The organism is Streptomyces sp. NPDC021212 (genome assembly GCF_044332925.1).
Classification (GTDB): domain Bacteria; phylum Actinomycetota; class Actinomycetes; order Streptomycetales; family Streptomycetaceae; genus Streptomyces.
This window is the reverse complement of record NZ_JBIRPZ010000006.1, coordinates 86,525-110,239: the sequence shown is the minus strand read 5'-3', so window position 1 is coordinate 110,239 and position 23,715 is coordinate 86,525. Positions and strand designations below refer to the sequence as shown.

Genomic DNA, 23,715 nt, shown 5'->3' with positions numbered 1-23,715 from the left:
GGCCGGGTGTCGGAGCCCGGCAGTAGGTTGACGGCGGATCAGGCGTTCCTGATCCGCCGCCACCCACGGAGGAAACAGCATGGCGTATCTCAATCCGGTCCGGCACATCTCCTTCGACGCCCACGACCCCTACGCCCTGGCGCAGTTCTGGTCGCGGCTGACCGGCTACGCCGTGTCGGACGGGGGCGCACCGGGCGACGACGAGGTGCTGATCGAGTCGGGCCAACCCGGCGTCCCCGGTCTGGTGTTCCTGCGGGTGCCGGAGTCCAAAACCATCAAGAACCGGGTTCACCTCGACATCCAGCCGCCCTCGGGCACCCGGGACGAGGAGGTGGAGCGGCTGCTCGGGCTCGGCGCCCGGATCGTCGACGACCGGCGCACGGACGACGGGATGGGGTGGGCGGTGATGGCCGACCCCGAGGGCAACGAGTTCTGTGTGGAGCGCAGCGCGGTCGAGCGGGGTCTGGTGTGACCGCCCCCGTGAGGCGTTAGCGTGGCCCGGTGCCGGTTCGGGGGAACCGGCACCGGGAGGGGGGAACTACGGTGAGCGATCAGTTCCAGGCGGACCGGACCTACGACCAGGTGTATCTCGTCTTCGTCGACGCCTCCGGCTATTCCACGATCGTCCGCTCGAATCCCAGGGACCGGGCCGCGCACGGCTTCGATCTGCTGCGGGAGCGGATGCGGGCGCGGATCGGCCAGGTCTCCGCGCAGCACCGCTGTGCCCGCAGCGATCTGTGGAACTGGCGCGGGGACGGCGGGTTCTTCGCGATCCACGACGACAGCGAGAGCGTGGCCCGCGATGTCGCGCTGGAGGCGGCCCGGACCTTTCTCACCCTCGATCTGCGGCATCTGCGGGACGAGTTCGCGCAGGCGGGGGTGGACGGCGAGCTGCATGTGCGGATGGCGGTGCACAAGGGGGCGATACGGCACACCGGCGAGGGCCGGACCGGCACCATCCACTCCCCCGACATCAATCTGGCCGCGCATCTGGAGAAGGCGACCCCACCGGACTGTCTGGCGGTCTCGGAGGACGTGTACCGCACCGCGGGCCGGTATGCGGAGCTGTTCGCGCACGTCGGCAGCCATGAGGGCAAGGACGTCTATCTGATGGCGGGCGACGGCGGCCCGGGCGAGGCGGCCAAGGCGTGGCTGGCGGGCCGGGGGCTCGCGGGCGGCACACCGGTGCACGCCTATCCCGAGCGGCCCAGCTCGGCGGAGAAGGCGCGGCTGCTGGACGCGGCGGCCGCGGAGGTGCTCGACATGGGCACAGCGCTGCGCACCTCCTCGTCCCGGCTGGTCACCACCGAGCGCCCGGCCCGGTATCGCGACGCGGTCCTGGGCCTGCTGCGCCGGGGCGGGGTCTACCGCTGCTATCTGCTGGATCCGGCCTCGGACGCGGCGGCCACCCTGTCGCGGCAGTACCAGGAGGACATGACCCGGAAGATCAAGGATTCGCTGGAGCGGTTCGGCCGGTTCAAGGAGCGGTACGGGGCGGCGGCGGACGACCTGCGGGTCTACCAGACGGACGAGTTTCCCGGCTTCTCGGCGCTGGCCATCGACTCCCGCCGGCCGAACGGGCTGATCCTGTACTCCTCGTATCTGATGGGCACGAGCCCGTACGGGGTGATCGAGCGCGGCGACATGCCCCACTATCTGATCGGCCCGGACGCCGGCCGTACGTATGCGCGCATCCTGGAGCTGACCGAGGCGCGGGCGGCTACGGGCCAGGTCGAGCGCGTATTGTGAGCGGTTCCGGTAACCCGCACGCACATGAAGAACGACGCCCCGAGAACCGTCCGTCGCGAGACCGCGCTGGAGCGTGACGACCGGAACTTCGCCGAACTGCTGCAGGAGCTGCGGGTCACCCAGACGGGGGTGCAGATCCTGTTCGCCTTCCTGCTGACCCTGGCCTTCACCAATCGCTTCGCCTCGCTGGACGAGGTGCAGCGCGGCACGTACATCGCCACGCTGCTGCTCGCGGTCGTGGCGGCGGCCCTGTTCACGGCCCCCGCGGCGCTGCACCGGGCGCTGTTCCGCAGGGGGGCCAAGCGGCAGGTCGTGGATGTCTCCGGGAAGCTGGCCTCGGCCGGTCTGTGCGTGCTGACGATGGCGTTCACCGGGTCGGTGCTGCTGGTGGTGGACGTGGTGCTGGGGCGCGGCCCGGGGATCGCGGCGGCGGCGGGCACGTTCGCGGTGTGCTGCGGGCTGTGGGGCGTCCTCCCCCGGTGGATCCGCCACCGGATGGGCGGCCGCGCACCGGCCGTGCCGCACAACGACAGGCACAACGACAAGACCCGGCGCGAACACGGGGCCTAGCGCACCGGCACGGTCCACGGCAGCGCGATCCATACGGTCTTGCCGCCGTCCGCGGTGGGGGTGACGAACACCTCGCCGCCCGCTTCGGCGGCCAGGCAGCCGATGATGACCAGGCCCCGTCCGTTGTCCTGGTGGGCCGCGGCGGACAGCCGCCGGGGCCGGCGGGGGTGACTGTCGGTGACACCGATCTCCAGCCGCCCCTCCTGGTCGAGCTTTATGTCCACGGTGAAGGTGGGCGACTCGCCCCGGGTGTGCTGTACGGCGTTGGTGGCGAGCTCGGAAACGATGAGCCGCACCGTGTCCGCGGCCTCGCCTTCCCCGAGTCCCCATTCGGCCAGCACGCATCCCACATGGGCGCGGGCCGCGGGAACCGAGGCGGGCGTGCTCGGCAGAGTGACGGATGCTTCCTGATGGTCTGCCATGACGGCCTGTCCCTTTCCCGCCGGGGCACGGCTGCGGACGCGCACGGGTGGCGCCGACGCAGCCTTGGGGTCCGGGTGGGCGGCCCCGGCGGCTTAGACCGTCAGACTGCCATCGATGCCCTCCGTGACGGGGCCGATCCACCGAGTTGTGCATATATCTGTCGCCCGAAGCGGTGAACTCTGCTACGGAAGACCGGATTTGCCGGGCAGACTGGGCCATGGTCACGACAGGGCGGGACAGCGGACGGGACAGGCGGGAGGGAGATCTGATGCGGTACGGCCCGGCGGTACGCCGCCGCAAGCTCGGCGCGGAGCTGCGCCGCCAGCGCGATCTGGCGGGGCTCACCAGCGGTGAGGCCGCGCGGCGGCTGAACTGGCACCAGTCGAAAGTGAGCCGGATCGAGACCGGGCGCAGCGGGGCGAAGCCCGGGGACGTGGCGCGGCTGCTGGAGGTGTACGGGGTCACCGACCCGCAGCTGCGGGCGCTGCTGGAGGCGCTGTGCGGCGGGGGCGCCTCGGATCCGGAGGGGTCGCGGCGCGGCTGGTGGTACGCGTACCGCGACCTGCTGCCGCCCGCCTACCGGGACTTCATCAGCCTGGAGGCGGAGGCGTCGGCCGCGTACACCCTGGAGACCACGGTGGTGCCGGGGCTGCTGCAGACCGCGGACTACGCGCGGACGGTGACCCGGGCGGCGTTGCCGGAGCTGCCGCAGGAGCAGCTGGACACGCTGGTCGAGGTGCGAATCGCGCGCCAGTCCGTGCTGCACGAGGCCCAGCCGCTGCGGCTGCACGCGGTGCTCGACGAGGCGGTGTTGCGGCGCGGGGTGGGCGACGCCGGGGTGATGCGGGCTCAGCTGCGGCAACTGGCGGAACTGGCCGCGTTACCCCATGTGCGGTTGCAGGTTCTACCATTCTCGGCCGGAATGCCCATCGGTATTACCGGTCCTTTCATTATCTTCTCTTTTCCACACATTACTGACCTCGACGTAGTGGTTCTCGACCATCTGACGAGTAGCCTCTATCTGGAGCGGAAAGAAGACCTCCGGGCGTACAGCAGCGCATTCGATGTGCTGCGGACCAACGCCCTGGCACCTGAGGAATCGTTGACGTTCATCAAGAAAATCGGGGGCGGCGCCTGAGAGGGGCACCATGTCCGATCTATCCGTCAAGTCCGCTGTCTGGCTGAAGAGCAGTTACAGCGTCGGAATGAACAATTGCGTGGAAACGGCCCGGCCGAATCCGGGCCTGCTCGCCGTGCGGGACTCGAAGAACACCTCGGGTCCCGCTCTGCTGTTCCCCCCGTCGGCCTGGGCCTCGTTCATCGGGGGACTGTGCCACGGCGATCTCGGTGACCCCGGTTCCGGGGGCGCCTCCCGGCCGTAACCGGGAGGACTCCACCGCCGGACACCGATCCGTCAGGCGGCCGGTGCGGTCCCCACGATCACGTCGGCCGCCTCCTCCACCTGCTGATCCGTCAGATCCGCACGGGCGGTGAGCCGTACCCGCGAGATGCCGTCGGGGACGGAGGGGGGACGGAAGCAGCCCACCACGAGACCGGCCGTGCGGCAGTCCGCGGCCCAGCGCACCGCCTGCTCGGGGGACGGCGCGCGCACCGACACCACGGAGGCGTCGGGCCGCGCCGCGGTGAGTCCGGCCGCGGTCAGCCGCGCGTGCAGCCGCGCCGCGACCGCACGGGCCCGCGCGGCGCGCTCCGGCTCCCGGCGCAGCAGCCGCAGACCCGCCAGGGCGGCGCCCGTGGCGGCCGGGTTGAGGCCGGTGTCGAAGATGAACGTACGCGCGGTGTTCACCAGATGCTCGATCACCCGCGCGGGGCCCAGCACCACCCCGCCCTGACTGCCCAGCGACTTCGACAGGGTCGCCGTGACCACCACGTCCGGAGCGCCCGCGAGCCCGGCGGCGTACGGAGCGCCGCGCCCGCCGTCGCCCACCACCCCCAGCCCGTGCGCGTCGTCCACGACCAGCGCCGCGCCGTGCGCCCGGCAGGCGGCGGCGAGCCCGGTCAGCGGCGCCACGTCGCCGTCCACCGAGAAGACGGAGTCGGAGACGACGAGCGCGCGCCGGTCCGGGTCCTCCTTCCGGGCGCCGTCGAGCACCTTGGCCGCGGCGTCGGGGTCGGCGTGCGGAGCGACGGCGACCTCGGCGCGGGAGAGCCGGCAGCCGTCGATGAGCGACGCGTGGTTGCCCGCGTCGGAGACGACCAGCGCGCCCCGGCCGCTCAGCGCCGAGACCGCGGCCAGGTTGGCGGCGTACCCGGAGGAGAACACCAGGGCCGCGTCGAAGCCGCAGAACGCGGCCAGCTCCGCCTCCAGCGCCGCGTGCAGCTCCGTGGACCCGGTGACCAGCCGGGAGCCGGTCGATCCTGCGCCCCAGCGGCGCGCCGCCTCCGCCGCGGCGGCCGTCACGTCGGGGTGCCGGGCCAGGCCCAGATAGTCGTTGCTCGCCAGGTCGAGCAGCGGCGAGTCGGCGGGCCGGGGGCGGAGCACGCGCTGGAGCCCGGCGCGGCCGCGCTGCTCCCGTCCCGCGTCGATCCACGCGAACGGGTCGTTCCGGCGGTCCTGGGGCATCGGCTTCCTCGCCTTCCTTCGGGCACAAGCGGGCACGGGCGGGCACGGGCCGGGCGGGTACCGGGCGCCGACTGTGGGGTCCGGATAGAAGGTAGTCGTGCCCATGCGTGGTCAGGGTGTGGCAATACACACACCCCGAACGCCACGTCTTGTACGGTCCCTCCTTGGCCCGGAGCGCTGCCGTAAGACAGGATCTCCGCCATGGACCTGCTGAACACGCTGGTGGAAAAGGGGCTGCGGGGCGAGTCGCCGACCCGCGCAGAGGCTCTCGCGGTATTGGCGACTTCCGACGACGACGTACTCGACGTGGTGGCCGCCGCGGGCAAGGTGCGCCGTCGCTGGTTCGGGCGGCGGGTGAAGCTCAACTACCTGGTGAACCTCAAGTCCGGACTGTGCCCCGAGGACTGCTCGTACTGCTCGCAGCGGCTCGGCTCGAAGTCCGAGATCCTCAAGTACACCTGGCTCAAGCCGGACCAGGCGGCGGAGGCGGCGGGCGCCGGGGTCGCGGGCGGCGCCAAGCGGGTCTGCCTGGTCGCCAGCGGACGCGGGCCGACGGACCGGGACGTGGACCGGGTCTCGAAGACCATCGCGGCGATCAAGGAACAGAACGAGGACGTCGAGGTCTGCGCCTGTCTCGGGCTGCTCTCCGACGGTCAGGCGGAGCGGCTGCGGGAGGCGGGCGCCGACGCGTACAACCACAACCTCAACACCTCCGAGGCCACGTACGGCGACATCACCACCACCCACACCTACGCCGACCGGGTCTCCACCGTGCAGCAGGCCCAGTCCGCGGGCATGTCGGCCTGCTCCGGGCTGATCGCGGGCATGGGCGAGCGCGACGAGGACCTGGTCGACGTGGTCTTCTCGCTGCGCGAGCTGAATCCGGACTCGGTGCCGGTCAACTTCCTCATCCCGATCGAGGGCACCCCGCTGGCCGGGGACTGGAACCTCACCCCGCAGCGCTGTCTGCGCATCCTCGCCATGGTGCGGTTCGTGTGTCCCGACGTGGAGGTGCGGCTCGCGGGCGGGCGCGAGATCCATCTGCGGACGCTCCAGCCGCTGGCCCTGCACCTGGCGAACTCGATCTTCCTCGGCGACTATCTGACCACCGAGGGCCAGGCGGGCAAGGACGATCTGGCGATGATCGCCGACGCGGGCTTCGAGGTGGAGGGCACCGACACCAGGACGCTGCCCGAACACCGTGCCGACGCCCTCGCGGCGGCCGGCGGCGGCTGCGGCTCGCACGGCGCCGAGGGCGGCGCCTGCGGCCCGTGCGGAGACGCGCCCGAGACCGCCGCCGACGCTGTCGACACCGCCGAACCTGTCGCCGAGCCCGCCGGGGTGGCGTCCGGGGAGTCGCACGCGGGACTGGTCGCGGTGCGCCGCCGGGGCGCGGGGACGGAACTGCCGCCCAATGCCTGAGCCGCTGACGCCCGACGCGCTGCTGGCGCTGGACCGGCAGCACGTCTGGCATCCGTACGGCCCGATGCCCGGCCGCACGGACCCGCTGGTCGTGGAGTCCGCGGCCGGGGTCCGGCTGCGGCTCGCCGAACCGGCCGCGGGCGTACGGGAGCTGGTCGACGGGATGTCGTCGTGGTGGTCCGCCATCCACGGCTACAACCACCCGGTGCTCAACGACGCGGCGCGCGGCCAGCTCGACCGGATGAGCCATGTGATGTTCGGCGGGCTCACCCATGAGCCCGCCGTGCGGCTGGCCACCCGGCTGGTGGAGATCACGCCCGAACCGCTCCAGCACGTCTTCCTCGCCGATTCGGGCTCGGTGTCGGTCGAGGTCGCGGTCAAGATGTGCCTCCAGTACTGGCGTTCCCTCGGCCGCCCCGCCAAGCAGCGGCTGCTGACCTGGCGCGGCGGCTACCACGGCGACACCTGGCAGCCGATGGCGGTGTGCGACCCGGACGGCGGCATGCACCGGCTGTGGTCGGGCGTCCTGCCCGAGCAGATCTTCGCGGACGCGCCGCCGCCCGGCTTCGACGCCGAGCCCGACCCGGCGTACGAGGCACATGTGCGCGAGCTGGTGGCCCGCCACGCGGACGAGCTGGCCGCGGTGATCGTGGAACCGGTCGTCCAGGGTGCGGGCGGCATGCGCTTCCACTCCCCCGCGCTGCTGCGGACGCTGCGCGAGGCGTGCGACGAGCACGACGTGCTGCTGGTGTTCGACGAGATCGCCACCGGTTTCGGGCGCACGGGCGCGCTGTTCGCGGCCGAACACGCCGGGGTCAGCCCCGATGTGATGTGTCTGGGCAAGGCGCTGACCGGCGGTTATCTGACGCTGGCCGCGACGCTGTGCACCTCGCGGGTGGCGGAGGGAATTTCGCGCGGCGAGCTTCCCGTGCTGGCCCACGGCCCGACGTTCATGGGCAATCCGCTGGCCGCCGCCGTCGCGAACGCCTCGATCGACCTGCTGCTGTCCTACGACTGGCGGCAGGAGATCAAGCGGATCGAGGCGGGGCTGCGGGAGGGGCTGGCGCCCGCCGCCGAGCTGCCGGGCGTACGGGAGGTACGGGTGCTCGGCGCGATCGGCGTCGTCCAGCTCGACCACCCGCTGGACGACGCGGGCATGGCGGCGGCGTCGCGGTCCGCGGTGCGCGAGGGCGTATGGCTGCGGCCGTTCCGCGACATGCTCTACACCATGCCGCCCTACATCACGGGCGACCACGATCTGGCCCGTATCTGCGCGGCGGTACGGGCGGCCGCCGCGGCCGCCGCCGGCTGACGGCGCGCGGAGTCGGGGCAGCGCAAGCGAAAGGCACCAGGAGCAGATGACAGTACTGGTCGTGACCGGCACCGGCACGGAGGTCGGCAAGACCGTCACCACGGCGGCCGTCGCGGCGGCGGCGCTGGCCCGCGGCCGGTCGGTCGCCGTACTCAAACCCGCGCAGACCGGCGTGGGCCCGAACGAGGCGGGCGACGCCGCCGAGGTGGCCCGGCTCGCCGGTGACGTGACCGTGCGGGAACTCGCCCGCTACCCCGAGCCGCTGGCGCCCGGCACCGCGGCGCGCCGCGCCGGGCGCCCCGCCGTGCGGCCGCAGGAGATCGCGGAGGCGGCGGGGAAGCTGGCCGCCGAGCACGATCTGGTGCTGGTCGAGGGCGCGGGCGGCCTGCTCGTACGGTTCGACGAGACCGGTGCGACGCTCGCCGACGCGGCCCGGCTGCTCGAGGCTCCCGTCCTGGTCGTCGCCCACGCGGGCCTGGGCACGCTCAACGCCACGGCCCTCACGGCGGAGGCGCTGCGCGCCCGGGACCTGCGCTTCCCCGGCGTCGTCATCGGCAGCTGGCCCGCCGACGCGGATCTCGCCTCCCGCTGCAACCGGACCGACCTGCCGGAGGCGGCGGGCGCCCCGCTGCTGGGTGCCGTCCCCGCGCGGGCCGGGGCCCTCCTGCCCGCCGACTTCCGTGCGGCGGCCCCGGGGTGGCTGGCTCCGTGGCTCGACGGCGTGTGGGACGCGGAGCAGTTCGTGAAGGAGCACTGCGTGACGGAGCACCGCACGGCGTAGCGATGGGGTCGGCGTGGGCAGACTCCCGGTACCCGGTATACAGCCGTCCCGCTGGAAAAGGGGTGTCACCCATGCCCGTACGCCGTCTCCGGCCCCCGCGCGAAACCGTCCACCACCCGCTCTTCGCCCGCTTCTACGCCAAGCTCAGCCCCTTGGCCGACGAACGGGCCGGGGTCGCCGACCTCCGCGGCGAGCTGCTGGCCGGCCTCTCCGGCCGGGTCATCGAGATCGGGGCCGGCAACGGCCTGAACTTCGCGCACTACCCGGGCACCGTCTCCGAGGTCGTCGCCATCGAACCCGAGCGCCATCTGCGGCGGCTGGCGGTGCGGGCGGGCCACCGGGCCGAGGTGCCGGTGGACGTGGTGCCCGGGGTCGCGGAGGCGCTGCCGGTCAAGAGCGAGGCGTTCGACGCTGCGGTGGCGTGTCTGGTGCTGTGTTCCGTACGGGACGTCCAGCGCACCCTGGCCGAACTTCTGCGGGTGCTGCGGCCGGGCGGTGAGCTGCGGTTCCTGGAGCACGGACGGGCCGAGGGGCGGGCGCTGGCGATGACGCAGGGGGTGCTGGACCGGACGGTGTGGCCGCTGCTGTTCGGCGGGTGCCACACGGGGCGCGAGGTGCGGGTGGAGCTGGCGCGGGCGGGCTTCGAGCCCGTCACCCACCGGACGCTGCGGCTCCCGGAGCGGGGACTGCCGCTGCCCACCTCGCCCTGCACGCTGGGCGTGGTGCGGCGCCGGGTGCCGTAGCAGGCGTCATCAATACGGCTAGACGCTCCAGCTGCGCAGCTCGTCCGCGATCGCGTGCACATCCACCGCGCCGTCGTGCACCAGGCGCGCCAGGTCCCGCACCCGCTCGGGTGAGATGGCCACCTTCAGCCCGCTCGCCACCAGGTACGCGTACGCGACGGCCGACGCGAACAGCGCGTTCGAGCGCTCCAGGGCCGGGACCAGGAGCAGCAGCTGCAACAGCGCGGCGGCGCGGGTCTGCGGGTCCTCGTAGATCGGGGTGCCGAATATCTCCGCCTCGTGCCGGCTCACAGCGGCCACCAGCGCACCGTAGTCGGTGACGCGCGGGTCCCCCGGGGTGTTGTGCTCGGCGATCATCAGAAGCCAGGCGAGGTCGATACGCACGGTCAACGGCGCGCTTCGCCTCCGAGCTCCCGGCCGAACTCCTCGTCGAAGACGGACTGGTACTGCTTCATGAAGTCGGCCGCGGCCTCCACGAACGTATGACCCACCTCGCCCGCGTCCTTGCGCACCAGCTCCTCGATGTAGCGGTTCACGCTCACTCCCCGCTGAAGGGCACGCTCCCGGGCCACCTCAGCGGTGGTCTCGTCGACCCGGACGTTCAGCTGTGTTTTGGCCACGCTGTCACGCTAGCGCATAAACGCTAGCAGCGCCAGCCGCGCGCGAAAGCGGGGACGGTCCCTACCATCGAGGGCAAAACGTTCCGACACGGGAGGCTTTTGTGTCCACACCGGCGGCAACGAAGACAGGCGGGTACGCGGAGGGCGGCGCCCGCGCGGCGGCCCGGGCCCGCGGCCTGACCAAGGCGTACGGCAGCGGCGAGACCGCCGTGGTCGCCCTGGACGCGGTGGACGTGGAGATCGAGCGGGGCAGGTTCACCGCGGTGATGGGGCCGTCCGGTTCCGGCAAGTCCACGCTGATGCACTGCCTGGCGGGGCTGGACACGGTCTCCGCGGGCCAGGTCTGGCTGGGCGACACCGAGATCACCGGGCTCAACGACCGCCAGCTCACCCAGCTGCGCCGCGACCGGATCGGCTTCATGTTCCAGTCGTTCAACCTGCTGCCCACGCTGAACGCGGCCGAGAACATCACCCTGCCGATGGACATCGCGGGGCAGAAGCCCGACCCGGAGTGGCTGGAGCGGGTCATCGACACCCTGGGGCTGCGGGACCGTCTGAAGCACCGGCCCGCCCAGCTGTCCGGCGGCCAGCAGCAGCGGGTGGCCTGCGCGCGGGCGCTGGCCTCCCGCCCCGAGCTGATCTTCGCGGACGAGCCGACCGGCAACCTGGACTCGCGGGCGGGCCTGGAGGTGCTGACCTTCCTGCGCGAGGCGGTGGACGACCTGGGCCAGACGGTGGTCATGGTGACCCATGACCCGAGCGCCGCCGCCCACTCCGACCTGGTGCTCTTCCTCGACGACGGCCGGATCGTGGACCGGATGGAGCGGCCCACGGCCGACTCGGTGCTGAGCCGCATGCAGATCTTCACCCGGGCGTACACCGCGGCATCCGACGGCCCGGTGGCCGACGCGGGTTACTGAGCGCTCTGCCGAGAGCACAAGGCCGCCCTGTGAGTGCCGTTCTCCGATAGGTTCGGGCCATTCCCGATCAAGGAGAGGCTCATGGCAAGGCCGTTCCGCTTCGGAGTCAATCTGTTCACGCTCGCATCGGCCCCGGCGTGGCGCGAGAAGTGCCGCCGCGCCGAGGGTCTGGGCTACGACGTGCTGCTGGTCCCCGACCATCTGGGCAACCCCGACCCGTTCGCGGCGCTGGTGGCCGCGGCCGAGACCACCGAGCGGCCACGGCTCGGCACCTTCGTCCTCAACCTGGGCTTCTGGAACCCGGCCCTGCTGGCCCGCTCGGTGGCCACCTGCGACACGCTCACCGGCGGACGGCTGGAGCTGGGCCTGGGGGCGGGGTACGTGAAGGCCGAGCACGACAGCGCCGGGCTGCCGTTCGGATCGCCGCGCGAGCGGGTGGACCATCTGGAGCACACCGTCCGTGAGCTGGAGCGGCTACTGGCCGATCCCGAGCAGCAGCCGCGGCCCGCGCAGTCGCCGCGCCCACCGCTGCTGCTGGGTGGCAATGGCAGCCGGCTGCTGCGCGTGGCCGCGCGCCACGCGGAGATCGCGGCCTTCACGGGCGCGGTCCAGGCTCCGGACGACGCGCCCGGCCCGGTGAAGCTGATCAGCCCGGCGGCGCTGGAGGAGCGGGTGGCGGCCTTCCGCCGCTTCGCCGGCGAAGCCGACGCCGAGGCCAAGGCCGACGCCGACGGTGCCGCCGGTGCCACCAGGGAGCCCGCCGAGCTGAACTATCTGATCCAGATGGTCGACGCCACCGACGACCGCCGCGCCAAGGCCCGCGAGCTGCAGCCCTACGCCCCCGACCTCACCGAGGACCAGCTGCTGGAACACCCCGCGCTGCTACTGGGCGCCCCCCAGGACATGGCGGACCAGCTGCGGGCCCAGCGCGAGCGCTTCGGCTTCTCGTACTTCACCGTGCTGGAGCACCATATGGAGGCCTTCGCTCCGGTGATCGAGGAGCTGCGGGACCGCTAGGTTTGCCGCCATGAGTGATCTTCACATCCGCCACGCCACCCCCTCGGACGCCGACACCGTGCTCGCCTTCTGGCGCGAGGCCGCGGAAGGGACGAGCATCAGCGACGACCGGGACGGGGTGGCCCGGCTGATCGCCCGGGACGCCGAGTCCCTGCTGCTGGCCGAGCGGGACGGGGCGCTCGCCGGGACCGTCATAGCGGGCTTCGACGGCTGGCGCTGCCATCTGTACCGGCTCGCCGTCCACCCCGCCCACCGGCGCCGGGGCGTGGCGACCGCGCTGCTCACGGCGGCCGAGGAGCGGTTCGCCGCGCTGGGCGGGCGGCGCGGGGACGCCATGGTGCTCGACGCGAACGCGCTCGCCCACCAGGCGTGGAGCGCGGCCGGTTACGCCCGGGAGCCGCAGTGGAGCCGCTGGGTGAAGCCGCTGACGCCCTGACGCCGCCACGCGGCGCTTTGCCGCGCCTTTACCATGAGAGTGCGCGGCTTCTCCCGTCGCGCGCTCCTCCGGTCCCTGCCGGATCATGGGACGGAGGTGAACCGATGACCGAAGTCCTCCTCCTGGTCGTGGCGCTCCTGCTGGCGCTCGCATGCGGTGGATTCGTGGCGGCGGAGTTCTCGCTGACCACGGTCGAGCGCAGCGAGCTGGAGCGGGCGGCGGAGCGCGGCGAGCGCGGGGCGGAGAGCGCGCTGAAGGCCGTGCGCGGTCTGACGTACCAGCTCTCGGGCGCGCAGCTCGGCATCACCGTCACCAACCTGGTCGTGGGCATGCTCGCCGAGCCGTCCATCGCCGCGCTGCTGGGAGGGCCGCTCGCCGCGATCGGGGTGCCCGCCTCCGCCGTCCGCTCGGTGGCCCTCGTCGTCGGCACCGCGCTGTCGACGGTGGTGATGATGGTGGTCGGCGAGCTGGTCCCCAAGAACTGGGCGATCTCCCGCCCGCTGCCGGTCGCACGGGCCGTCGCCACCCCGCAGCGCGTCTTCAGCGCGACCTTCCGCCCGCTGATCGCCCACCTCAACAACACCGCCAACCGCATGGTGCGCCGGATGGGGTTGGAGCCCACCGAGGAGCTGGCCTCGACCCGCGGCCCGCAGGAGCTCATCGCGCTCGCCCGGCACTCCGCGAAGGAGGGCGCGCTGGAGGAGGACACCGCGGAGCTGTTCGTCCGCACCCTCAATCTGGGCGGGCTGACCGCGCAGAACGTGATGACGCCCCGGGTGCAGGTGATCGCGCTGGACGTACGGGCCACCGCCGAGGACGTCGCCAACGCGACCCGCGCCACCGGGCTGTCCCGCTTCCCCGTCCACCGCGACAGCCTGGATGCGGTGGCCGGCGTCGTCCACATCAAGGACGTCCTCGCGATCCCCGCCGAGGCGCGGCCGCGCCATCCGGTGTCCGAGCTGATGCACGAGGCCCTGCTGGTCCCCGAGTCGCTCACCGTGGACCGGCTGCTGGACCGGCTCTCGGCCAGGCGCAGCATGGCCGTGGTCATCGACGAGTACGGCGGCACGGCCGGGGTCGTCACCCTGGAGGACATCGTCGAGGAAGTGGTCGGGGAGGTGCGCGACGAGCACGATCCGCACGAGACCCCCGGCCTGGCCCCGGCGGGCGAGGACGCCGAGGGCCGGGCGGTGTACGACGCGGACGGCGCCGCCCGGGTCGATCAGCTGGAGGGGATCGGGCTGCGGGTGCCCCCGGGGCCGTACGAGACGCTGGCCGGGCTGATCGCGGCCGAGCTGGGCCGTATCCCGGTCGTGGGCGACACCGTCGAGCCGGAGGGCTGGCGGATGGAGGTGGTGAACGCGGCGGGCCGCCGCGCCGCCCGGGTGCGGCTGCACGCCCCGCTCCCCCATGATCACGACCGGACTCACGGCCGGGACCGGGGCGGGCCGGGCCCATGATCGCCGTCCAGCTGCTGATCGGCCTGCTGTCGCTGGTCGCGAACGCCTTCTTCGTCGGCGCCGAGTTCGCCCTGATCTCGGTGCGGCGCGGCCAGATCGAGCCGTACGCCGAGCGGGGCGACCGCCGGGCGCGGGCCGTGCTGTGGGGGCTCGAACACGTCTCCGCGCTGCTGGCCGCGGCCCAGCTCGGCATCACGCTGTGCACGCTGGTGCTGGGTGCCGTCGCGGAACCGGCCATCGCGCATCTGCTGGAGCCGCTGTTCCACGCGACCGGGCTGTCGCTCGGTCTTGTCCCTCCCGTCTCGTTCGTGATCGCGCTGAGCCTGGCGACGTATCTGCACATGCTGGTCGGCGAGATGGTGCCGAAGAACGTGGCGCTGGCCGAGCCGGTGCGCTCCGCGCTGCTGCTCGGGCCGTCGCTGGTGGGGCTCGCGCGGGCGCTGCGCCCGGTCATCTTCGCGGTCAACGCCTTCGCCAACGGTCTGCTGAAGCTGATGCGGGTCGAGCCGCGCGGCGAGGTGGCGGCGACGTTCTCGGATGACGAACTGGCGCGTATGGTCGCGGACTCCAGTGAGGCCGGACTGCTGGACGACCGCGGTGCCGAGCGGCTGCGGGACGCGCTGGAGCTGGGCCGGCGGCCGGTGCGGGACGTGGTGCTGCCGATGGACCGGGTGGTCTCGGCGCGGATCGGGGTGACCCCGGAGGAGTTGGAGCGGATGTCGGCCGAAACCGGCTTCTCCCGCTTCCCCGTGCTCGACGACTCCGGGCGGATCGTGGGGTATCTGCATGTGAAGGACGCGCTGGACGCGCATCCGCGCGATGTCGCGTTCCGCCCCGATCAACTGCGGCCGGTCGTCCGGGTGCGGTCGCAGACGCCGCTGGACGACGTGCTCACCGCGATGCGCGACAGCGGGACCCATCTGGCGCCCGTCGTCGGCGCGGAGGAGCGGCTGGAGGGGCTGGTCACGATGGAGGACGTGCTGCGCCTCCTGGTGGCGTGACGAGGACCGGCGGTCCCGGTCCGTCACCGGTCCCGTCTGGACTCATGGGCGATGATGCACGCCTGCCAGTGCGCCAGCGCCTCCTCCCGTCCGCCGCCGCCCTCCTCGGCCACGGCCAGCAGCGCGTCGGCGGCCATCGCGGCGAGCCGGACGGCGACCCGGCACACATCGCGCGTCTCCATCGGCTCCAGCAGGGCCGCCGCGCCCTCACCGTCGTCGGCGAGCGCGGCGGCGACGATCGCCATGGTCGTACGGTCGCATTCAAAGGCATCCACGCGGACCAGACTGCCCCACTCCGCGCCCTCCGGAACCCTGCTCCGCCCAACCGAGCGACCCGTACCCACCCGCGCGCCGCCCCGGCCGCAGATTCCCGGCCATGTGCGCAGAAGGGTCCTCAGGGCCGGCGGCCGGGCCGCGCGCCCATCGGGTCGTAGCGGAAGACCACGTATTCGACGTGCCCGATCACCTTCGTACGGTCCGTGCGCCGGTACAGCTCGGGCGGCCGGAAGATGTTGTCGTCGTAGATGTCCGCGCCGGGTTCGAGGTTCCAGCTCGCCGTCGTCCCGTTCCGGGCACCGCCCTCGAAATAGATGTGGGTCATCGCCATTGGCTCATGATGCGCGTGCCACAGCCGCCGCGCAGCCCGCGTGCACCGGATAAGATCGTCCGAGCCATGCAGACGAACACCACCTATACAAGCTTTGTAGCGCTCGGCGATTCCTTCACCGAAGGCATGTCCGACGCCCACCCGGACGGCGGCTACCGCGGCTGGGCGGATCTGCTCGCCGCCCGGCTGGCGGCCCGCACCCCAGGGTTCCGGTACGCCAATCTCGCGGTGCGCGGGAAGCTGATCCGCCAGATCGTGGACGAGCAGACGGGCCCGGCGGCCGCGATGGGCGCGGACCTGGTGACGCTCGTCGGCGGGGGCAACGACGTCCTCCGGCCGAAATGCGACGTCGGACGGGTGTGCGCGCTGCTGGAGGAGGCGGCCGAGCGGCTCGCGCCCAGTTGCAAGCAGCTGGTGCTGATGCGCAGCCCCGGGCGGCGCGGCCCGGTGTTCGCGCGGTTCCGGCCGCGGATGGAGCGGCTGTTCTCCTTCGTGGACGAGCTGGCCGTCCGGCATGACGCGCTCGTCGTGGACCTGTACGCCTCCGAGGCGGTCGGCGATCCCCGGATGTGGGCGGAGGACCGGCTCCATCTGAACGCCGAGGGGCACCGGCGGGTCGCCGAGGCCGTCTGGCAGGCGCTGGGCCATGAGCCGGAGGGGGACTGGGACGCACCGCTGCCGCCCGCGGTCCGCCCGGGCTGGCTGGCCCGCCGCACCTCGGACGCGCGGTTCGCCCGCGAGCACCTCGGGCCGTGGGTCGCCCGGCGGCTGACGGGCCGTTCCTCGGGCGACGGCCGGGCCCCGAAGCGGGCCGAACTGCTGCCGTACGAGGGCTGACCGGGCCAGACCGGTGGGCACCGGTCTGGCCTGGGGATACGGCCAGTAGACTCTGTCCACGTGACTGGTAAGCCGCGCATTCCGAACGTCCTGGCCGGCCGCTACGCCTCGGCGGAGCTGGCCGTCCTGTGGTCCCCCGAGTACAAGGTGACGCTGGAGCGGCGGCTGTGGCTCGCCGTCCTGCGTGCCCAGAAGGACCTGGGCATCGAGGTGCCGGACGCCGCCCTCGCCGACTACGAGCGGGTCCTGGAGGACGTCGACCTCGCCTCGATCGCCGAGCGCGAGAAGGTCACCCGGCACGATGTGAAGGCCCGCATCGAGGAGTTCAACGCCCTCGCCGGTCATGAGCACGTCCACAAGGGCATGACCTCCCGCGATCTGACCGAGAACGTCGAGCAGCTGCAGATCCGGCTCTCCCTGGAGCTGGTGCGCGACCGTACGGTCGCCGTGCTGGCCCGCCTCGGCAAGCTGGCCGCCGACCACGCCGAGCTGGTGATGGCGGGCCGCTCGCACAACGTCGCCGCCCAGGCCACCACGCTCGGCAAGCGCTTCGCGACCGCGGCGGACGAGCTGCTGGTCGCCTACGGGCGTCTGGAGGAGCTGCTGGGCCGCTACCCGCTGCGCGGCATCAAGGGCCCGGTCGGCACCGCGCAGGACATGCTGGACCTGCTCGGCGGCGACGCTCGGAAGCTCGCCGAGCTGGAGCGGCGGATCGCCGGTCACCTGGGCTTCGCGCAGGCGTTCACCTCGGTCGGCCAGGTCTACCCGCGCTCGCTGGACTACGAGGTCGTCACCGCCCTGGTGCAGCTGGCCGGGGCCCCGTCCTCGCTGGCCAAGACGATCCGGCTGATGGCCGGGCACGAGCTGGTGACCGAGGGCTTCAAGCCGGGCCAGGTCGGCTCGTCCGCGATGCCGCACAAGATGAACACCCGCTCCTGCGAGCGCGTCAACGGCCTCGCCGTGATCCTGCGCGGCTACGCCTCGATGACCGGCGAGCTGGCGGGTGACCAGTGGAACGAGGGCGACGTGTCCTGCTCGGTGGTGCGCCGGGTCGCGCTGCCGGACGCGTTCTTCGCCTTCGACGGGCTGCTGGAGACCTTCCTGACCGTGCTCGACGAGTTCGGCGCCTTCCCCGCCGTCGTCGCCCGCGAGCTGGACCGCTACCTGCCCTTCCTCGCCACCACCAAGGTGCTGATGGGCGCCGTGCGGGCCGGGGTGGGCCGCGAGATCGCCCATGAGGCGATCAAGGAGCACGCGGTCGCCGCCGCCCTCGCGATGCGCGAGCAGGGCGCCGAGCGCAACGAGCTGCTCGACTCCCTCGCCGCCGACGAGCGGATTCCGCTGGGCCTGGCGGAGCTGGAGGCCCTGATGGCCGACAAGCTGTCGTTCACGGGCGCGGCCGCCGACCAGGTCGGCACGGTGGTGGGCCGGATCGAGGAGGTCGTCAAGCAGCACCCCGAGGCCGCGGCGTACGCCCCGGGCTCGATCCTCTAGGGGGTGTCTTGTCGATCAGGCCGGATCAGCGAGCGGGCGTCAGGGGGCACCTCCCAGCGGTAGCTGGGGGCGCGGTGCATCGCAACCCGCGTGAGGAGAGCGCAGCGGCGCTGCGTGCGACGAGCGCGGGGCCGCGAGGTGCCGTGCCGGGCGTCGGGAGCCCGGCATGATCGGCAAGACACCCCCTGGACGCCGCCCGTGACCCCCGAGGAGCTGGAGGCCGTCCGCGACCGCCTCGTCCCCGATGTGGTCGGGGACGGTCTGCGGGTCCTCTTCTGCGGCATCAATCCCGGGCTGATGACCGCCGCCACCGGCCACCACTTCGCCCGCCCCGGCAACCGGTTCTGGCCCGTCCTGCACGCCTCGGGGTTCACCCCGAGGCGGCTGCACCCCTCCGAACAGGGCGAGCCGCCGTCCTACGGTCTGGGCATCACCAATGTGGTCGCCCGGGCCAGCGCGCGTGCCGACGAGCTGACCGATGAGGAATACCGGGAGGGCGGCCGGATCCTGGAGGAGAAGGTCCGCCGCCTGCGGCCGCGCTGGCTCGCGGTGGCGGGGGTCACCGCCTACCGGGTCGCGTTCGGCGACAAGCGGGCCAAGATCGGCCCGCAGGAACGGACGATCGGGGACACCCGGATCTGGGCCCTGCCCAACCCCAGCGGGCTCAACGCGCACTGGACGGCGGCGGCGATGGCGGAGGAGTACGCCCGGCTGCGCGCCGCCGCCCACGCGGAGGGCGACGCGGAGGGCCGTTCCTGACGTCAGGCGGCGCTGTCCTCCCCTATCGCCACCACCAGCTGGAACGGCAGCTCACGGTCGCCCTGCCCCACCCCGAGCCCGACCCAGCGTCCCTCCAGGCGCCAGACGTACAGCTCGGGTACGTAACCGCACAGGTCGTCGAGCGGCGGCGGCACCGGCTCCCCCATCGCCGAGCGCTCCAGGACGTCGTCGAGGTCGAGGACGCCGGGGGCGCCCCACCGTAAGGTCAACACCTGGACGAGAACGGCCAGCTCGGCCTCGAACTCCTCCAGCACCTCCTCCACCCGGGTCAGGTCCGCGTCCCAGAAGTCCTCGCTCACCCGGAGGTCGGCGACGTGGAACCCCGGGCCGCGGCGCTGCGCGGGAAACTCCCGGGCGCGCAGGGCGTCGATCGTGGCCAGGTGGTCCGCCGTACTGGTCATGCCATCAGTAAACAACCCAGGACCGACATCTGGCCGCCCGTCATGGGCCCGGGCTTCGTCGTCGGCGGGCGTACTCTCCGGCCAGGGCATCGAACGACTCCTTGGGCTCCCAGTGCCAGGGAGAGTCCGGATCGGCCGGGCGGTCCCGGATCACCTTCACCAGGCTGTAACTGGCCATGTCCAGGTCGAGCCGCCGCTCGCGGCGGTGGGGGGCGTCGGGCGTGACGAAGGTGTAGGCCATGGCCGCGTACAGGTTCATCGACTCGAACACGTCGAGTACGTCGGTCAGATACGCGGCCTGGGTGCGCTCGCTGCGCACCAGGCCCTTCCTCACCCGCGGTGGCGTCGTGGTGTAGTCGACGACGTCCCAGGCCATGCCGCCCAGGCGCGGTGCGCCCTCGAAGGTGCAGGAGCCGAACTCGGTGATCGCGAGCGGCTTGCCGTGACGCTGGTGCTTGCGCAGTTCGCGGACGTGTCCGGTGCGGTGCGGAAACCAGCCGTAGTAGTCGACGCACACCAGGTCGAACAGGTCCCAGTCCACGTCCTCGTCCTGCGCGGCCCCGTACGACAGGGGCCCGCGGAAGACCGAGCGGCCGACGGCGGCGGCCCGCGCGGTGAAGCGGCGCAGCCGCCGGGCGGTCGTGACCGGGTCGTAGTTGCCCTTGAGCAGGTTGTCGATCCGTTCGGCCGCGGTGGCGCCGGGCACGATCCCGGGGACGAACAGCAGGAACTCACACCCCACGTTCAGATGTACCCGGGCACCCTGGCGGCGCAGCCGTTCGGCGAACCGTCCGGTCTCCGCGAGGTGGTCGAGGATGTCCCGGGCGGGCACGTCACCGAGGGTCGGCTCCAGCCATACGTGGAGACCGTTCTCGGCCGCCTCGGCCGCGGTGCGGGTGAGCCGTTCGACGCCGTCGCCGGTGACCTTCACCGTGTCGGCGTGCAGTGCGCTGCGGATCGCCCGCAGATCGGCCCGGGTGCGATCCGCGTTCCACGCCGTGGCCGGTGTTTCGCCCTCCCCCACCTCGTAGACGACCCCGCGGTATCGCACCCCGCCGCCAGGCCCCGCGTCCCATCCCCGCCGCCGAGGGGCCGGGGTGGTACGTGTGACGGGGTGTCGCCCCGCCGCGGCGGCGTGCCCGGCGGGCAGTGCCGCGCCGACGGCGACGGCCCCCGCGAGCCGCAGAAACCGCACCCTGCTGATCTGGGCTGCGCCCATGTCGTCTCTCCCGTCTTCCGGTTGGCAGCAGCCTGCCGGGGGCACCGGCGCGGGCACCATGCGCCGATGGTCCACCGCGAGAGGGGCGGAGGGCCTGCCGTCGTCGCCGGAAGTGCCGGCCGCCGCCATCTGTCTCTGCCAAGTGGCCAGGGCGGTCCGGCCGATGGGCCGATGTGCCGCCCTCGGTGGCCCGCGTACCTTCTCGTCATGACCAACGGCCTCGACCTCGCCCTCCCGGCCGGGCGCGCCTGGCGCGACTGGGCAGTGGACGCGGCGCTCTTCTGCGCGGCCGTGCTCCTCGGCATGGTCGTCCTCGGTGTGGCGAAGGAGCAGGGTGATCTGCCGGGGTGGGCGGCGGAGGCGGACCCGCTGCTGGGGCTCGTGGCCTGCGTCGCGCTGTGGTGGCGGCGTGGCCACCCGCTCGCCGTGGCCCTGATCGGGCTGCCCGCGGTGGCTCTGGGGACCAGCGCCCTGCCCGCGTGCGCGGTGATCGTCACCAACGTCGCGCTCCGTCTCCGCTGGCGGCGGGCGCTGCTGACGCTCGGCGCGTACGTGCTGTTCATGGTGCCCTCCGGCCTGCTGCTGTCGGGGACGGCCGGCGACCTGTGGTTCGACGCCGCCTTCTCGCTGGCCTATCTCCTGGCCGCCTTCTCCTGGGGCCATGCCCTGCGTTCCCGGCGGCTGCTCGTCGAACGGCTGCGCGTGGACGCCGCTCGGGCTCGGGCCGAACACGGGCGTCGGCTCGCCGAGGCCCGCCGCGACGAACGCCAGGCCATCGCCCGCGAGATGCACGACGTGCTCGCGCACCGCGTCTCCCTGCTCTCCGTGCACGCGGGCGCGCTCGCCTACCGCACCCGGCAGGCGGTGGCGGGCGCCGGACCCGCACTCGACGGCGCGGAGGTCGCCGAGAGCGCCGAGGTGATCCGGCGCAACGCGCACGAGGCCGTGGAGGAGCTGCAGGAGGTACTGCGCCTGCTGCACGCGGAGGGCGGCGGCGAGCCGGTGTCGCTGCTGCCACGGATCGAGGACATCGACGGTCTCGTCGCGGACGCCCGTGCCACGGGCCGGCCGGTGGACTTCCGCACCGAGTTGACCGCCGCCGACGTCCGCGACCTGCGGTCACAACTGCACCGGACCGTCTACCGGGTGGTCCAGGAGGGCCTGACCAACGCCCGCAAGCACGCACCCGATGCCCCCGTCGGCGTGCGCCTGTCCGGAGGACCGGGCGACGGCCTCACGGTGGAGGTCCGCAACGGGCTGCCCGCCGCTCCCGGCACCGGCACCGGCGAGGCGATCCCGGGCACCGGCACCGGTCTCACCGGACTCGCCGAACGCGTCCGGCTCGACGGCGGCACCCTCGACCACACCGCCGCCGACGGCACCTTCACGCTGCGCGCCCGGCTACCGTGGCCCGCGAGGTGACGCCATGATCCGAGTGCTGCTGGCCGACGACGACCCCCTGGTGCGGACCGGGCTGAAGATGATGCTGCGCGGTGCGGACGGCATGGAGGTCGTCGGGGAGGCGGCCGACGGGGCCCAGGTGGCCGCCGCCGTCCGCGCACACGAGCCCGACGTGGTCCTCATGGACATCCGGATGCCGGTCATGGACGGGCTCGCCGCCACCCGGGCCCTCACCCGCGGCGGCTCCCCGTCCCCGCGGGTGATCGTGCTGACCACCTTCGACGAACACCGGCTGGTGCTGGAGGCGATGCGCGCGGGCGCCGCCGGGTACCTCGTCAAACACGCGGCGCCCGAGGAAATCGTGGAGGCGGTACGGCGGGCCGCCCACGGCGAGCCCGCCCTGTCGCCGTCCGCCACGCGGGCCCTCATCGCGCACGCGGCGACGGGACCGGACGACCGGGCCGAACGCGCCCGGCAGCGGCTCGCGTTGCTCACCTCTCGGGAGCGCGAGGTGTCCGAGGCGGTTGCCGAGGGCTTGTCCAACACCGAAATCGGCCTCCGTCTGCACCTTTCCGTCGGCACGGTCAAGGCCCACCTCTCCAGCGCCCTGGCCAAGCTGGACCTGGACAACCGCGTCCAGCTCGCCCTCCTCACCCACGACGCCCGCCCGCGGACCTGACCGGACAGGTGCCGCCGACGAGCCCAGCAGATACGATCCGGCACACACGCACTGGGAGGGGGTCGGACGTGGGGCGGCTGACCGGTGGGGATCCGTCCCTGCTGCGGCGCATCAACTCCGCCGTGGTGCTCCAGGCGCTGCGCGCCGCGACCGCTTCCGCGCCACCGGACGCCGCGTCCGCGTCCCTCACCGACCTCACCCTGGCCACCGGGCTGTCCCGGCCCACGGTCGAGGGCGTGGTCGACGGGCTGATCGACAGCGGGCTCGCGGCGGAGGTGCCCGCCGAGGAGGGCGGAGTCCGCCGCCAGGGCCGCCCCGCGCGCCGTTTCCGCTTCCGCGCCGAGGCCGGACATCTGCTGGGCATCGAGATAGGGGCGCACCGGGTCGCCGCACTGTTGTCGGACCTCGACGGGCGAGCGCTCAGCTCGACGGTGCGCGAGGTGTCCGAGAAGGCACCGGCGGACGAGCGGCTGGAGCGGGTGCGGACCGCCGCCGCGGATCTGCTGCGGGAGGCCGGGGTCGAGCGCAGCTCGCTGCGGGCGGTCGGGGTGGGCAGCCCCGGCATCGTGGAGGCCGACGGCACCGTGCATCTGTCCACCGCCCTGCCGGGCTGGACGGGCCTGCCGCTCGGGGAGCGGCTGCGGCGCTCGTTCCAGTGCCCGGTGCTGGTGGAGAACGACGCGAACGCGGCGGCCGTGGCCGAGCACTGGAAGGGCGCCGCGGCCGGCTCGGACGATGTGGTCTTCGTACTGGCCGGGCTGAGCCCGGGAGCCGGATCGCTGATCGGCGGGCGTCTGCACCGCGGCCACGGCGGTGCGGCCGGGGAGATCGGCGCGTTGCATCTGCTGGGCCGCGAGGCCAGCCCGGAAGAGACGCTCTCCACCACCGGCGAACCGCTGAACCCCCTGGACGAGGCGCAGGTCGTACGGGTCTTCGCGCTCGCCCGGGACGGTGACGCCCGGGCGCGCGCGGCCGTGGACCGCTTCATCCGGCGGCTGGTGCACGACACGGCGGCCCTGGTGCTGGCGCTCGACCCCGAGGTGGTCGTGGTGGGCGGCTGGGCCGCGGAGCTGTCCGGGATGCTGGACCCGCTCCGCGACGAACTGGCCCGCCACTGTCTGCGCCCGCCGCAGGTCGCCCAGTCCCTGCTGGGCGAGGCCGCGGTGACGACGGGTGCGCTGCGGCTGGCGCTGGACCATGTGGAGGCGGAGCTGTTCGCGGTGGACGGCACGGTCACCGCGCGCCGCGGTCGCTGAGAC

28 protein-coding genes are annotated in these 23,715 nt (G+C 73.1%); 20 read left to right on the top strand and 8 right to left on the bottom strand.

The window, feature by feature from the left end; genetic code table 11:
• Window positions 1-79 precede the first annotated feature (79 nt).
• The 3 genes from ACH4SI_RS17585 to ACH4SI_RS17575 all read left to right on the top strand — a co-directional run bounded on the left by ACH4SI_RS17585 (window position 80) and on the right by ACH4SI_RS17575 (window position 2,319).
• On the top strand, window positions 80-472 hold the full coding sequence (locus ACH4SI_RS17585) for a VOC family protein (RefSeq protein ID WP_398296641.1): 393 nt from the start codon (window positions 80-82) through the stop codon (window positions 470-472).
• Between the two features lie 71 nt (window positions 473-543).
• Complete coding sequence (locus ACH4SI_RS17580) at window positions 544-1,749, top strand: hypothetical protein (protein ID WP_398296640.1); 1,206 nt, start codon at window positions 544-546, stop codon at window positions 1,747-1,749.
• Window positions 1,750-1,773: 24 nt separating this feature from the next.
• Window positions 1,774-2,319, top strand: a complete 546-nt coding sequence (locus ACH4SI_RS17575; protein ID WP_398296639.1) for a DUF6328 family protein — start codon at window positions 1,774-1,776, stop codon at window positions 2,317-2,319.
• On the opposite strand, the gene ACH4SI_RS17570 is transcribed toward ACH4SI_RS17575, so the two are convergent.
• The gene (locus tag ACH4SI_RS17570; RefSeq protein ID WP_398296638.1) at window positions 2,316-2,741 is read right to left on the bottom strand and encodes an ATP-binding protein; all 426 of its coding nucleotides are present in this window, start codon (window positions 2,739-2,741) and stop codon (window positions 2,316-2,318) included. The genes ACH4SI_RS17575 and ACH4SI_RS17570 overlap by 4 nt on opposite strands.
• A 269-nt stretch (window positions 2,742-3,010) precedes the next feature.
• Between ACH4SI_RS17570 and ACH4SI_RS17565 the strand changes: the two genes are divergently transcribed.
• Window positions 3,011-3,880 (top strand): helix-turn-helix domain-containing protein, encoded by an 870-nt coding sequence (locus ACH4SI_RS17565; protein ID WP_398296637.1) that lies wholly within the window; start codon window positions 3,011-3,013, stop codon window positions 3,878-3,880.
• A 10-nt stretch (window positions 3,881-3,890) separates the two neighbouring features.
• Window positions 3,891-4,124 carry a DUF397 domain-containing protein gene (locus ACH4SI_RS17560; protein ID WP_398296636.1) on the top strand — a complete coding sequence of 78 codons (234 nt, stop codon included), beginning with the start codon at window positions 3,891-3,893 and terminating at the stop codon, window positions 4,122-4,124.
• Window positions 4,125-4,156: 32 nt separating this feature from the next.
• Here the strand turns inward: ACH4SI_RS17560 and ACH4SI_RS17555 are convergent, their stop codons facing one another.
• Window positions 4,157-5,326 (bottom strand): 8-amino-7-oxononanoate synthase, encoded by a 1,170-nt coding sequence (locus tag ACH4SI_RS17555; RefSeq protein ID WP_398296635.1) that lies wholly within the window; start codon window positions 5,324-5,326, stop codon window positions 4,157-4,159.
• A gap of 201 nt (window positions 5,327-5,527) precedes the next feature.
• On the opposite strand from ACH4SI_RS17555, the gene bioB reads away from it, so the two are divergent.
• The 4 genes from bioB (at window position 5,528) to ACH4SI_RS17535 (ending at window position 9,584) form a co-directional block, all read left to right on the top strand.
• Complete coding sequence (bioB, locus tag ACH4SI_RS17550; RefSeq protein ID WP_398296634.1) at window positions 5,528-6,748, top strand: biotin synthase BioB; 1,221 nt, start codon at window positions 5,528-5,530, stop codon at window positions 6,746-6,748.
• A complete protein-coding gene (locus tag ACH4SI_RS17545) occupies window positions 6,741-8,060 on the top strand; it encodes an adenosylmethionine--8-amino-7-oxononanoate transaminase (protein WP_398296633.1) in 1,320 nt (439 codons plus the stop codon). The genes bioB and ACH4SI_RS17545 overlap by 8 nt, the downstream gene beginning before the upstream one ends.
• A 46-nt stretch (window positions 8,061-8,106) precedes the next feature.
• The gene (gene bioD / locus ACH4SI_RS17540; RefSeq protein ID WP_398296632.1) at window positions 8,107-8,841 is read left to right on the top strand and encodes a dethiobiotin synthase; all 735 of its coding nucleotides are present in this window, start codon (window positions 8,107-8,109) and stop codon (window positions 8,839-8,841) included.
• 71 nt (window positions 8,842-8,912) lie between these two features.
• Window positions 8,913-9,584, top strand: coding sequence for a class I SAM-dependent methyltransferase (locus tag ACH4SI_RS17535; protein WP_398296631.1), 672 nt, complete (start codon window positions 8,913-8,915; stop codon window positions 9,582-9,584).
• 18 nt (window positions 9,585-9,602) lie between these two features.
• Here the strand turns inward: ACH4SI_RS17535 and ACH4SI_RS17530 are convergent, their stop codons facing one another.
• Window positions 9,603-9,974 carry a fic family toxin-antitoxin system, toxin component gene (locus ACH4SI_RS17530; RefSeq protein WP_398296630.1) on the bottom strand — a complete coding sequence of 124 codons (372 nt, stop codon included), beginning with the start codon at window positions 9,972-9,974 and terminating at the stop codon, window positions 9,603-9,605.
• A complete protein-coding gene (locus ACH4SI_RS17525) occupies window positions 9,971-10,204 on the bottom strand; it encodes an antitoxin (protein WP_055551448.1) in 234 nt (77 codons plus the stop codon). The genes ACH4SI_RS17530 and ACH4SI_RS17525 overlap by 4 nt, the downstream gene beginning before the upstream one ends.
• A 101-nt stretch (window positions 10,205-10,305) precedes the next feature.
• On the opposite strand from ACH4SI_RS17525, the gene ACH4SI_RS17520 reads away from it, so the two are divergent.
• From ACH4SI_RS17520 to ACH4SI_RS17500, 5 genes are all read left to right on the top strand, one after another.
• Entirely contained in the window at window positions 10,306-11,124 is an 819-nt protein-coding gene (locus ACH4SI_RS17520) for an ABC transporter ATP-binding protein (RefSeq protein ID WP_398296629.1), read from the top strand.
• 81 nt (window positions 11,125-11,205) lie between these two features.
• On the top strand, window positions 11,206-12,141 hold the full coding sequence (locus ACH4SI_RS17515; RefSeq protein WP_398296628.1) for an LLM class F420-dependent oxidoreductase: 936 nt from the start codon (window positions 11,206-11,208) through the stop codon (window positions 12,139-12,141).
• A gap of 10 nt (window positions 12,142-12,151) precedes the next feature.
• Window positions 12,152-12,577 carry a GNAT family N-acetyltransferase gene (locus ACH4SI_RS17510; RefSeq protein WP_398296627.1) on the top strand — a complete coding sequence of 142 codons (426 nt, stop codon included), beginning with the start codon at window positions 12,152-12,154 and terminating at the stop codon, window positions 12,575-12,577.
• A 104-nt stretch (window positions 12,578-12,681) separates the two neighbouring features.
• Window positions 12,682-14,037, top strand: a complete 1,356-nt coding sequence (locus ACH4SI_RS17505) for a hemolysin family protein (protein WP_398296626.1) — start codon at window positions 12,682-12,684, stop codon at window positions 14,035-14,037.
• On the top strand, window positions 14,034-15,038 hold the full coding sequence (locus ACH4SI_RS17500) for a hemolysin family protein (protein WP_398296625.1): 1,005 nt from the start codon (window positions 14,034-14,036) through the stop codon (window positions 15,036-15,038). Before ACH4SI_RS17505 ends, ACH4SI_RS17500 begins: the two co-directional genes overlap by 4 nt.
• Before the next feature lie 23 nt (window positions 15,039-15,061).
• On the opposite strand, the gene ACH4SI_RS17495 is transcribed toward ACH4SI_RS17500, so the two are convergent.
• Both ACH4SI_RS17495 and ACH4SI_RS17490 read right to left on the bottom strand, forming a co-directional pair.
• Complete coding sequence (locus ACH4SI_RS17495) at window positions 15,062-15,283, bottom strand: hypothetical protein (RefSeq protein WP_398297104.1); 222 nt, start codon at window positions 15,281-15,283, stop codon at window positions 15,062-15,064.
• Between the two features lie 149 nt (window positions 15,284-15,432).
• Window positions 15,433-15,645 carry a hypothetical protein gene (locus ACH4SI_RS17490; RefSeq protein ID WP_398296624.1) on the bottom strand — a complete coding sequence of 71 codons (213 nt, stop codon included), beginning with the start codon at window positions 15,643-15,645 and terminating at the stop codon, window positions 15,433-15,435.
• A gap of 66 nt (window positions 15,646-15,711) precedes the next feature.
• Here ACH4SI_RS17490 and ACH4SI_RS17485 point away from each other — a divergent pair, with 66 nt between their 5' ends.
• The 3 genes from ACH4SI_RS17485 to mug all read left to right on the top strand — a co-directional run bounded on the left by ACH4SI_RS17485 (window position 15,712) and on the right by mug (window position 18,735).
• Window positions 15,712-16,482, top strand: coding sequence for an SGNH/GDSL hydrolase family protein (locus tag ACH4SI_RS17485; protein ID WP_398296623.1), 771 nt, complete (start codon window positions 15,712-15,714; stop codon window positions 16,480-16,482).
• Window positions 16,483-16,542: 60 nt separating this feature from the next.
• A complete protein-coding gene (purB, locus tag ACH4SI_RS17480) occupies window positions 16,543-17,976 on the top strand; it encodes an adenylosuccinate lyase (RefSeq protein WP_398296622.1) in 1,434 nt (477 codons plus the stop codon).
• 198 nt (window positions 17,977-18,174) lie between these two features.
• On the top strand, window positions 18,175-18,735 hold the full coding sequence (gene mug / locus ACH4SI_RS17475; protein WP_398296621.1) for a G/U mismatch-specific DNA glycosylase: 561 nt from the start codon (window positions 18,175-18,177) through the stop codon (window positions 18,733-18,735).
• Between the two features lie 2 nt (window positions 18,736-18,737).
• Here the strand turns inward: mug and ACH4SI_RS17470 are convergent, their stop codons facing one another.
• Window positions 18,738-19,157 carry a hypothetical protein gene (locus ACH4SI_RS17470; protein ID WP_398296620.1) on the bottom strand — a complete coding sequence of 140 codons (420 nt, stop codon included), beginning with the start codon at window positions 19,155-19,157 and terminating at the stop codon, window positions 18,738-18,740.
• Between the two features lie 40 nt (window positions 19,158-19,197).
• The gene (locus tag ACH4SI_RS17465) at window positions 19,198-20,376 is read right to left on the bottom strand and encodes an abortive phage infection protein (RefSeq protein WP_398296619.1); all 1,179 of its coding nucleotides are present in this window, start codon (window positions 20,374-20,376) and stop codon (window positions 19,198-19,200) included.
• 207 nt (window positions 20,377-20,583) lie between these two features.
• Between ACH4SI_RS17465 and ACH4SI_RS17460 the strand changes: the two genes are divergently transcribed.
• The 3 genes from ACH4SI_RS17460 (at window position 20,584) to ACH4SI_RS17450 (ending at window position 23,712) form a co-directional block, all read left to right on the top strand.
• Entirely contained in the window at window positions 20,584-21,798 is a 1,215-nt protein-coding gene (locus ACH4SI_RS17460; RefSeq protein ID WP_398296618.1) for a sensor histidine kinase, read from the top strand.
• Between the two features lie 4 nt (window positions 21,799-21,802).
• Complete coding sequence (locus tag ACH4SI_RS17455) at window positions 21,803-22,456, top strand: response regulator (RefSeq protein WP_398296617.1); 654 nt, start codon at window positions 21,803-21,805, stop codon at window positions 22,454-22,456.
• 68 nt (window positions 22,457-22,524) lie between these two features.
• Window positions 22,525-23,712, top strand: a complete 1,188-nt coding sequence (locus tag ACH4SI_RS17450; RefSeq protein ID WP_398296616.1) for an ROK family protein — start codon at window positions 22,525-22,527, stop codon at window positions 23,710-23,712.
• Window positions 23,713-23,715: the final 3 nt, after the last annotated feature.

What these genes read in the sequence shown, in the direction of transcription:
- ACH4SI_RS17585 (WP_398296641.1), top strand. Translation starts at nt 80, where the DNA reads ATGGCGTATCTCAATCCGGTCCGGCACATCTCCTTCGACGCCCACGAC.
- ACH4SI_RS17575 (WP_398296639.1), top strand. Translation starts at nt 1,774, where the DNA reads ATGAAGAACGACGCCCCGAGAACCGTCCGTCGCGAGACCGCGCTGGAG.
- ACH4SI_RS17570 (WP_398296638.1), bottom strand. Translation starts at nt 2,741, where the DNA reads ATGGCAGACCATCAGGAAGCATCCGTCACTCTGCCGAGCACGCCCGCC.
- ACH4SI_RS17565 (WP_398296637.1), top strand. Translation starts at nt 3,011, where the DNA reads ATGCGGTACGGCCCGGCGGTACGCCGCCGCAAGCTCGGCGCGGAGCTG.
- ACH4SI_RS17560 (WP_398296636.1), top strand. Translation starts at nt 3,891, where the DNA reads ATGTCCGATCTATCCGTCAAGTCCGCTGTCTGGCTGAAGAGCAGTTAC.
- ACH4SI_RS17555 (WP_398296635.1), bottom strand. Translation starts at nt 5,326, where the DNA reads ATGCCCCAGGACCGCCGGAACGACCCGTTCGCGTGGATCGACGCGGGA.
- bioB (WP_398296634.1), top strand. Translation starts at nt 5,528, where the DNA reads ATGGACCTGCTGAACACGCTGGTGGAAAAGGGGCTGCGGGGCGAGTCG.
- ACH4SI_RS17545 (WP_398296633.1), top strand. Translation starts at nt 6,741, where the DNA reads ATGCCTGAGCCGCTGACGCCCGACGCGCTGCTGGCGCTGGACCGGCAG.
- bioD (WP_398296632.1), top strand. Translation starts at nt 8,107, where the DNA reads ATGACAGTACTGGTCGTGACCGGCACCGGCACGGAGGTCGGCAAGACC.
- ACH4SI_RS17535 (WP_398296631.1), top strand. Translation starts at nt 8,913, where the DNA reads ATGCCCGTACGCCGTCTCCGGCCCCCGCGCGAAACCGTCCACCACCCG.
- ACH4SI_RS17515 (WP_398296628.1), top strand. Translation starts at nt 11,206, where the DNA reads ATGGCAAGGCCGTTCCGCTTCGGAGTCAATCTGTTCACGCTCGCATCG.
- ACH4SI_RS17510 (WP_398296627.1), top strand. Translation starts at nt 12,152, where the DNA reads ATGAGTGATCTTCACATCCGCCACGCCACCCCCTCGGACGCCGACACC.
- ACH4SI_RS17505 (WP_398296626.1), top strand. Translation starts at nt 12,682, where the DNA reads ATGACCGAAGTCCTCCTCCTGGTCGTGGCGCTCCTGCTGGCGCTCGCA.
- ACH4SI_RS17500 (WP_398296625.1), top strand. Translation starts at nt 14,034, where the DNA reads ATGATCGCCGTCCAGCTGCTGATCGGCCTGCTGTCGCTGGTCGCGAAC.
- ACH4SI_RS17495 (WP_398297104.1), bottom strand. Translation starts at nt 15,283, where the DNA reads ATGGCGATCGTCGCCGCCGCGCTCGCCGACGACGGTGAGGGCGCGGCG.
- ACH4SI_RS17490 (WP_398296624.1), bottom strand. Translation starts at nt 15,645, where the DNA reads ATGGCGATGACCCACATCTATTTCGAGGGCGGTGCCCGGAACGGGACG.
- ACH4SI_RS17485 (WP_398296623.1), top strand. Translation starts at nt 15,712, where the DNA reads ATGCAGACGAACACCACCTATACAAGCTTTGTAGCGCTCGGCGATTCC.
- ACH4SI_RS17470 (WP_398296620.1), bottom strand. Translation starts at nt 19,157, where the DNA reads ATGACCAGTACGGCGGACCACCTGGCCACGATCGACGCCCTGCGCGCC.
- ACH4SI_RS17465 (WP_398296619.1), bottom strand. Translation starts at nt 20,376, where the DNA reads ATGGGCGCAGCCCAGATCAGCAGGGTGCGGTTTCTGCGGCTCGCGGGG.
- ACH4SI_RS17460 (WP_398296618.1), top strand. Translation starts at nt 20,584, where the DNA reads ATGACCAACGGCCTCGACCTCGCCCTCCCGGCCGGGCGCGCCTGGCGC.
- ACH4SI_RS17455 (WP_398296617.1), top strand. Translation starts at nt 21,803, where the DNA reads ATGATCCGAGTGCTGCTGGCCGACGACGACCCCCTGGTGCGGACCGGG.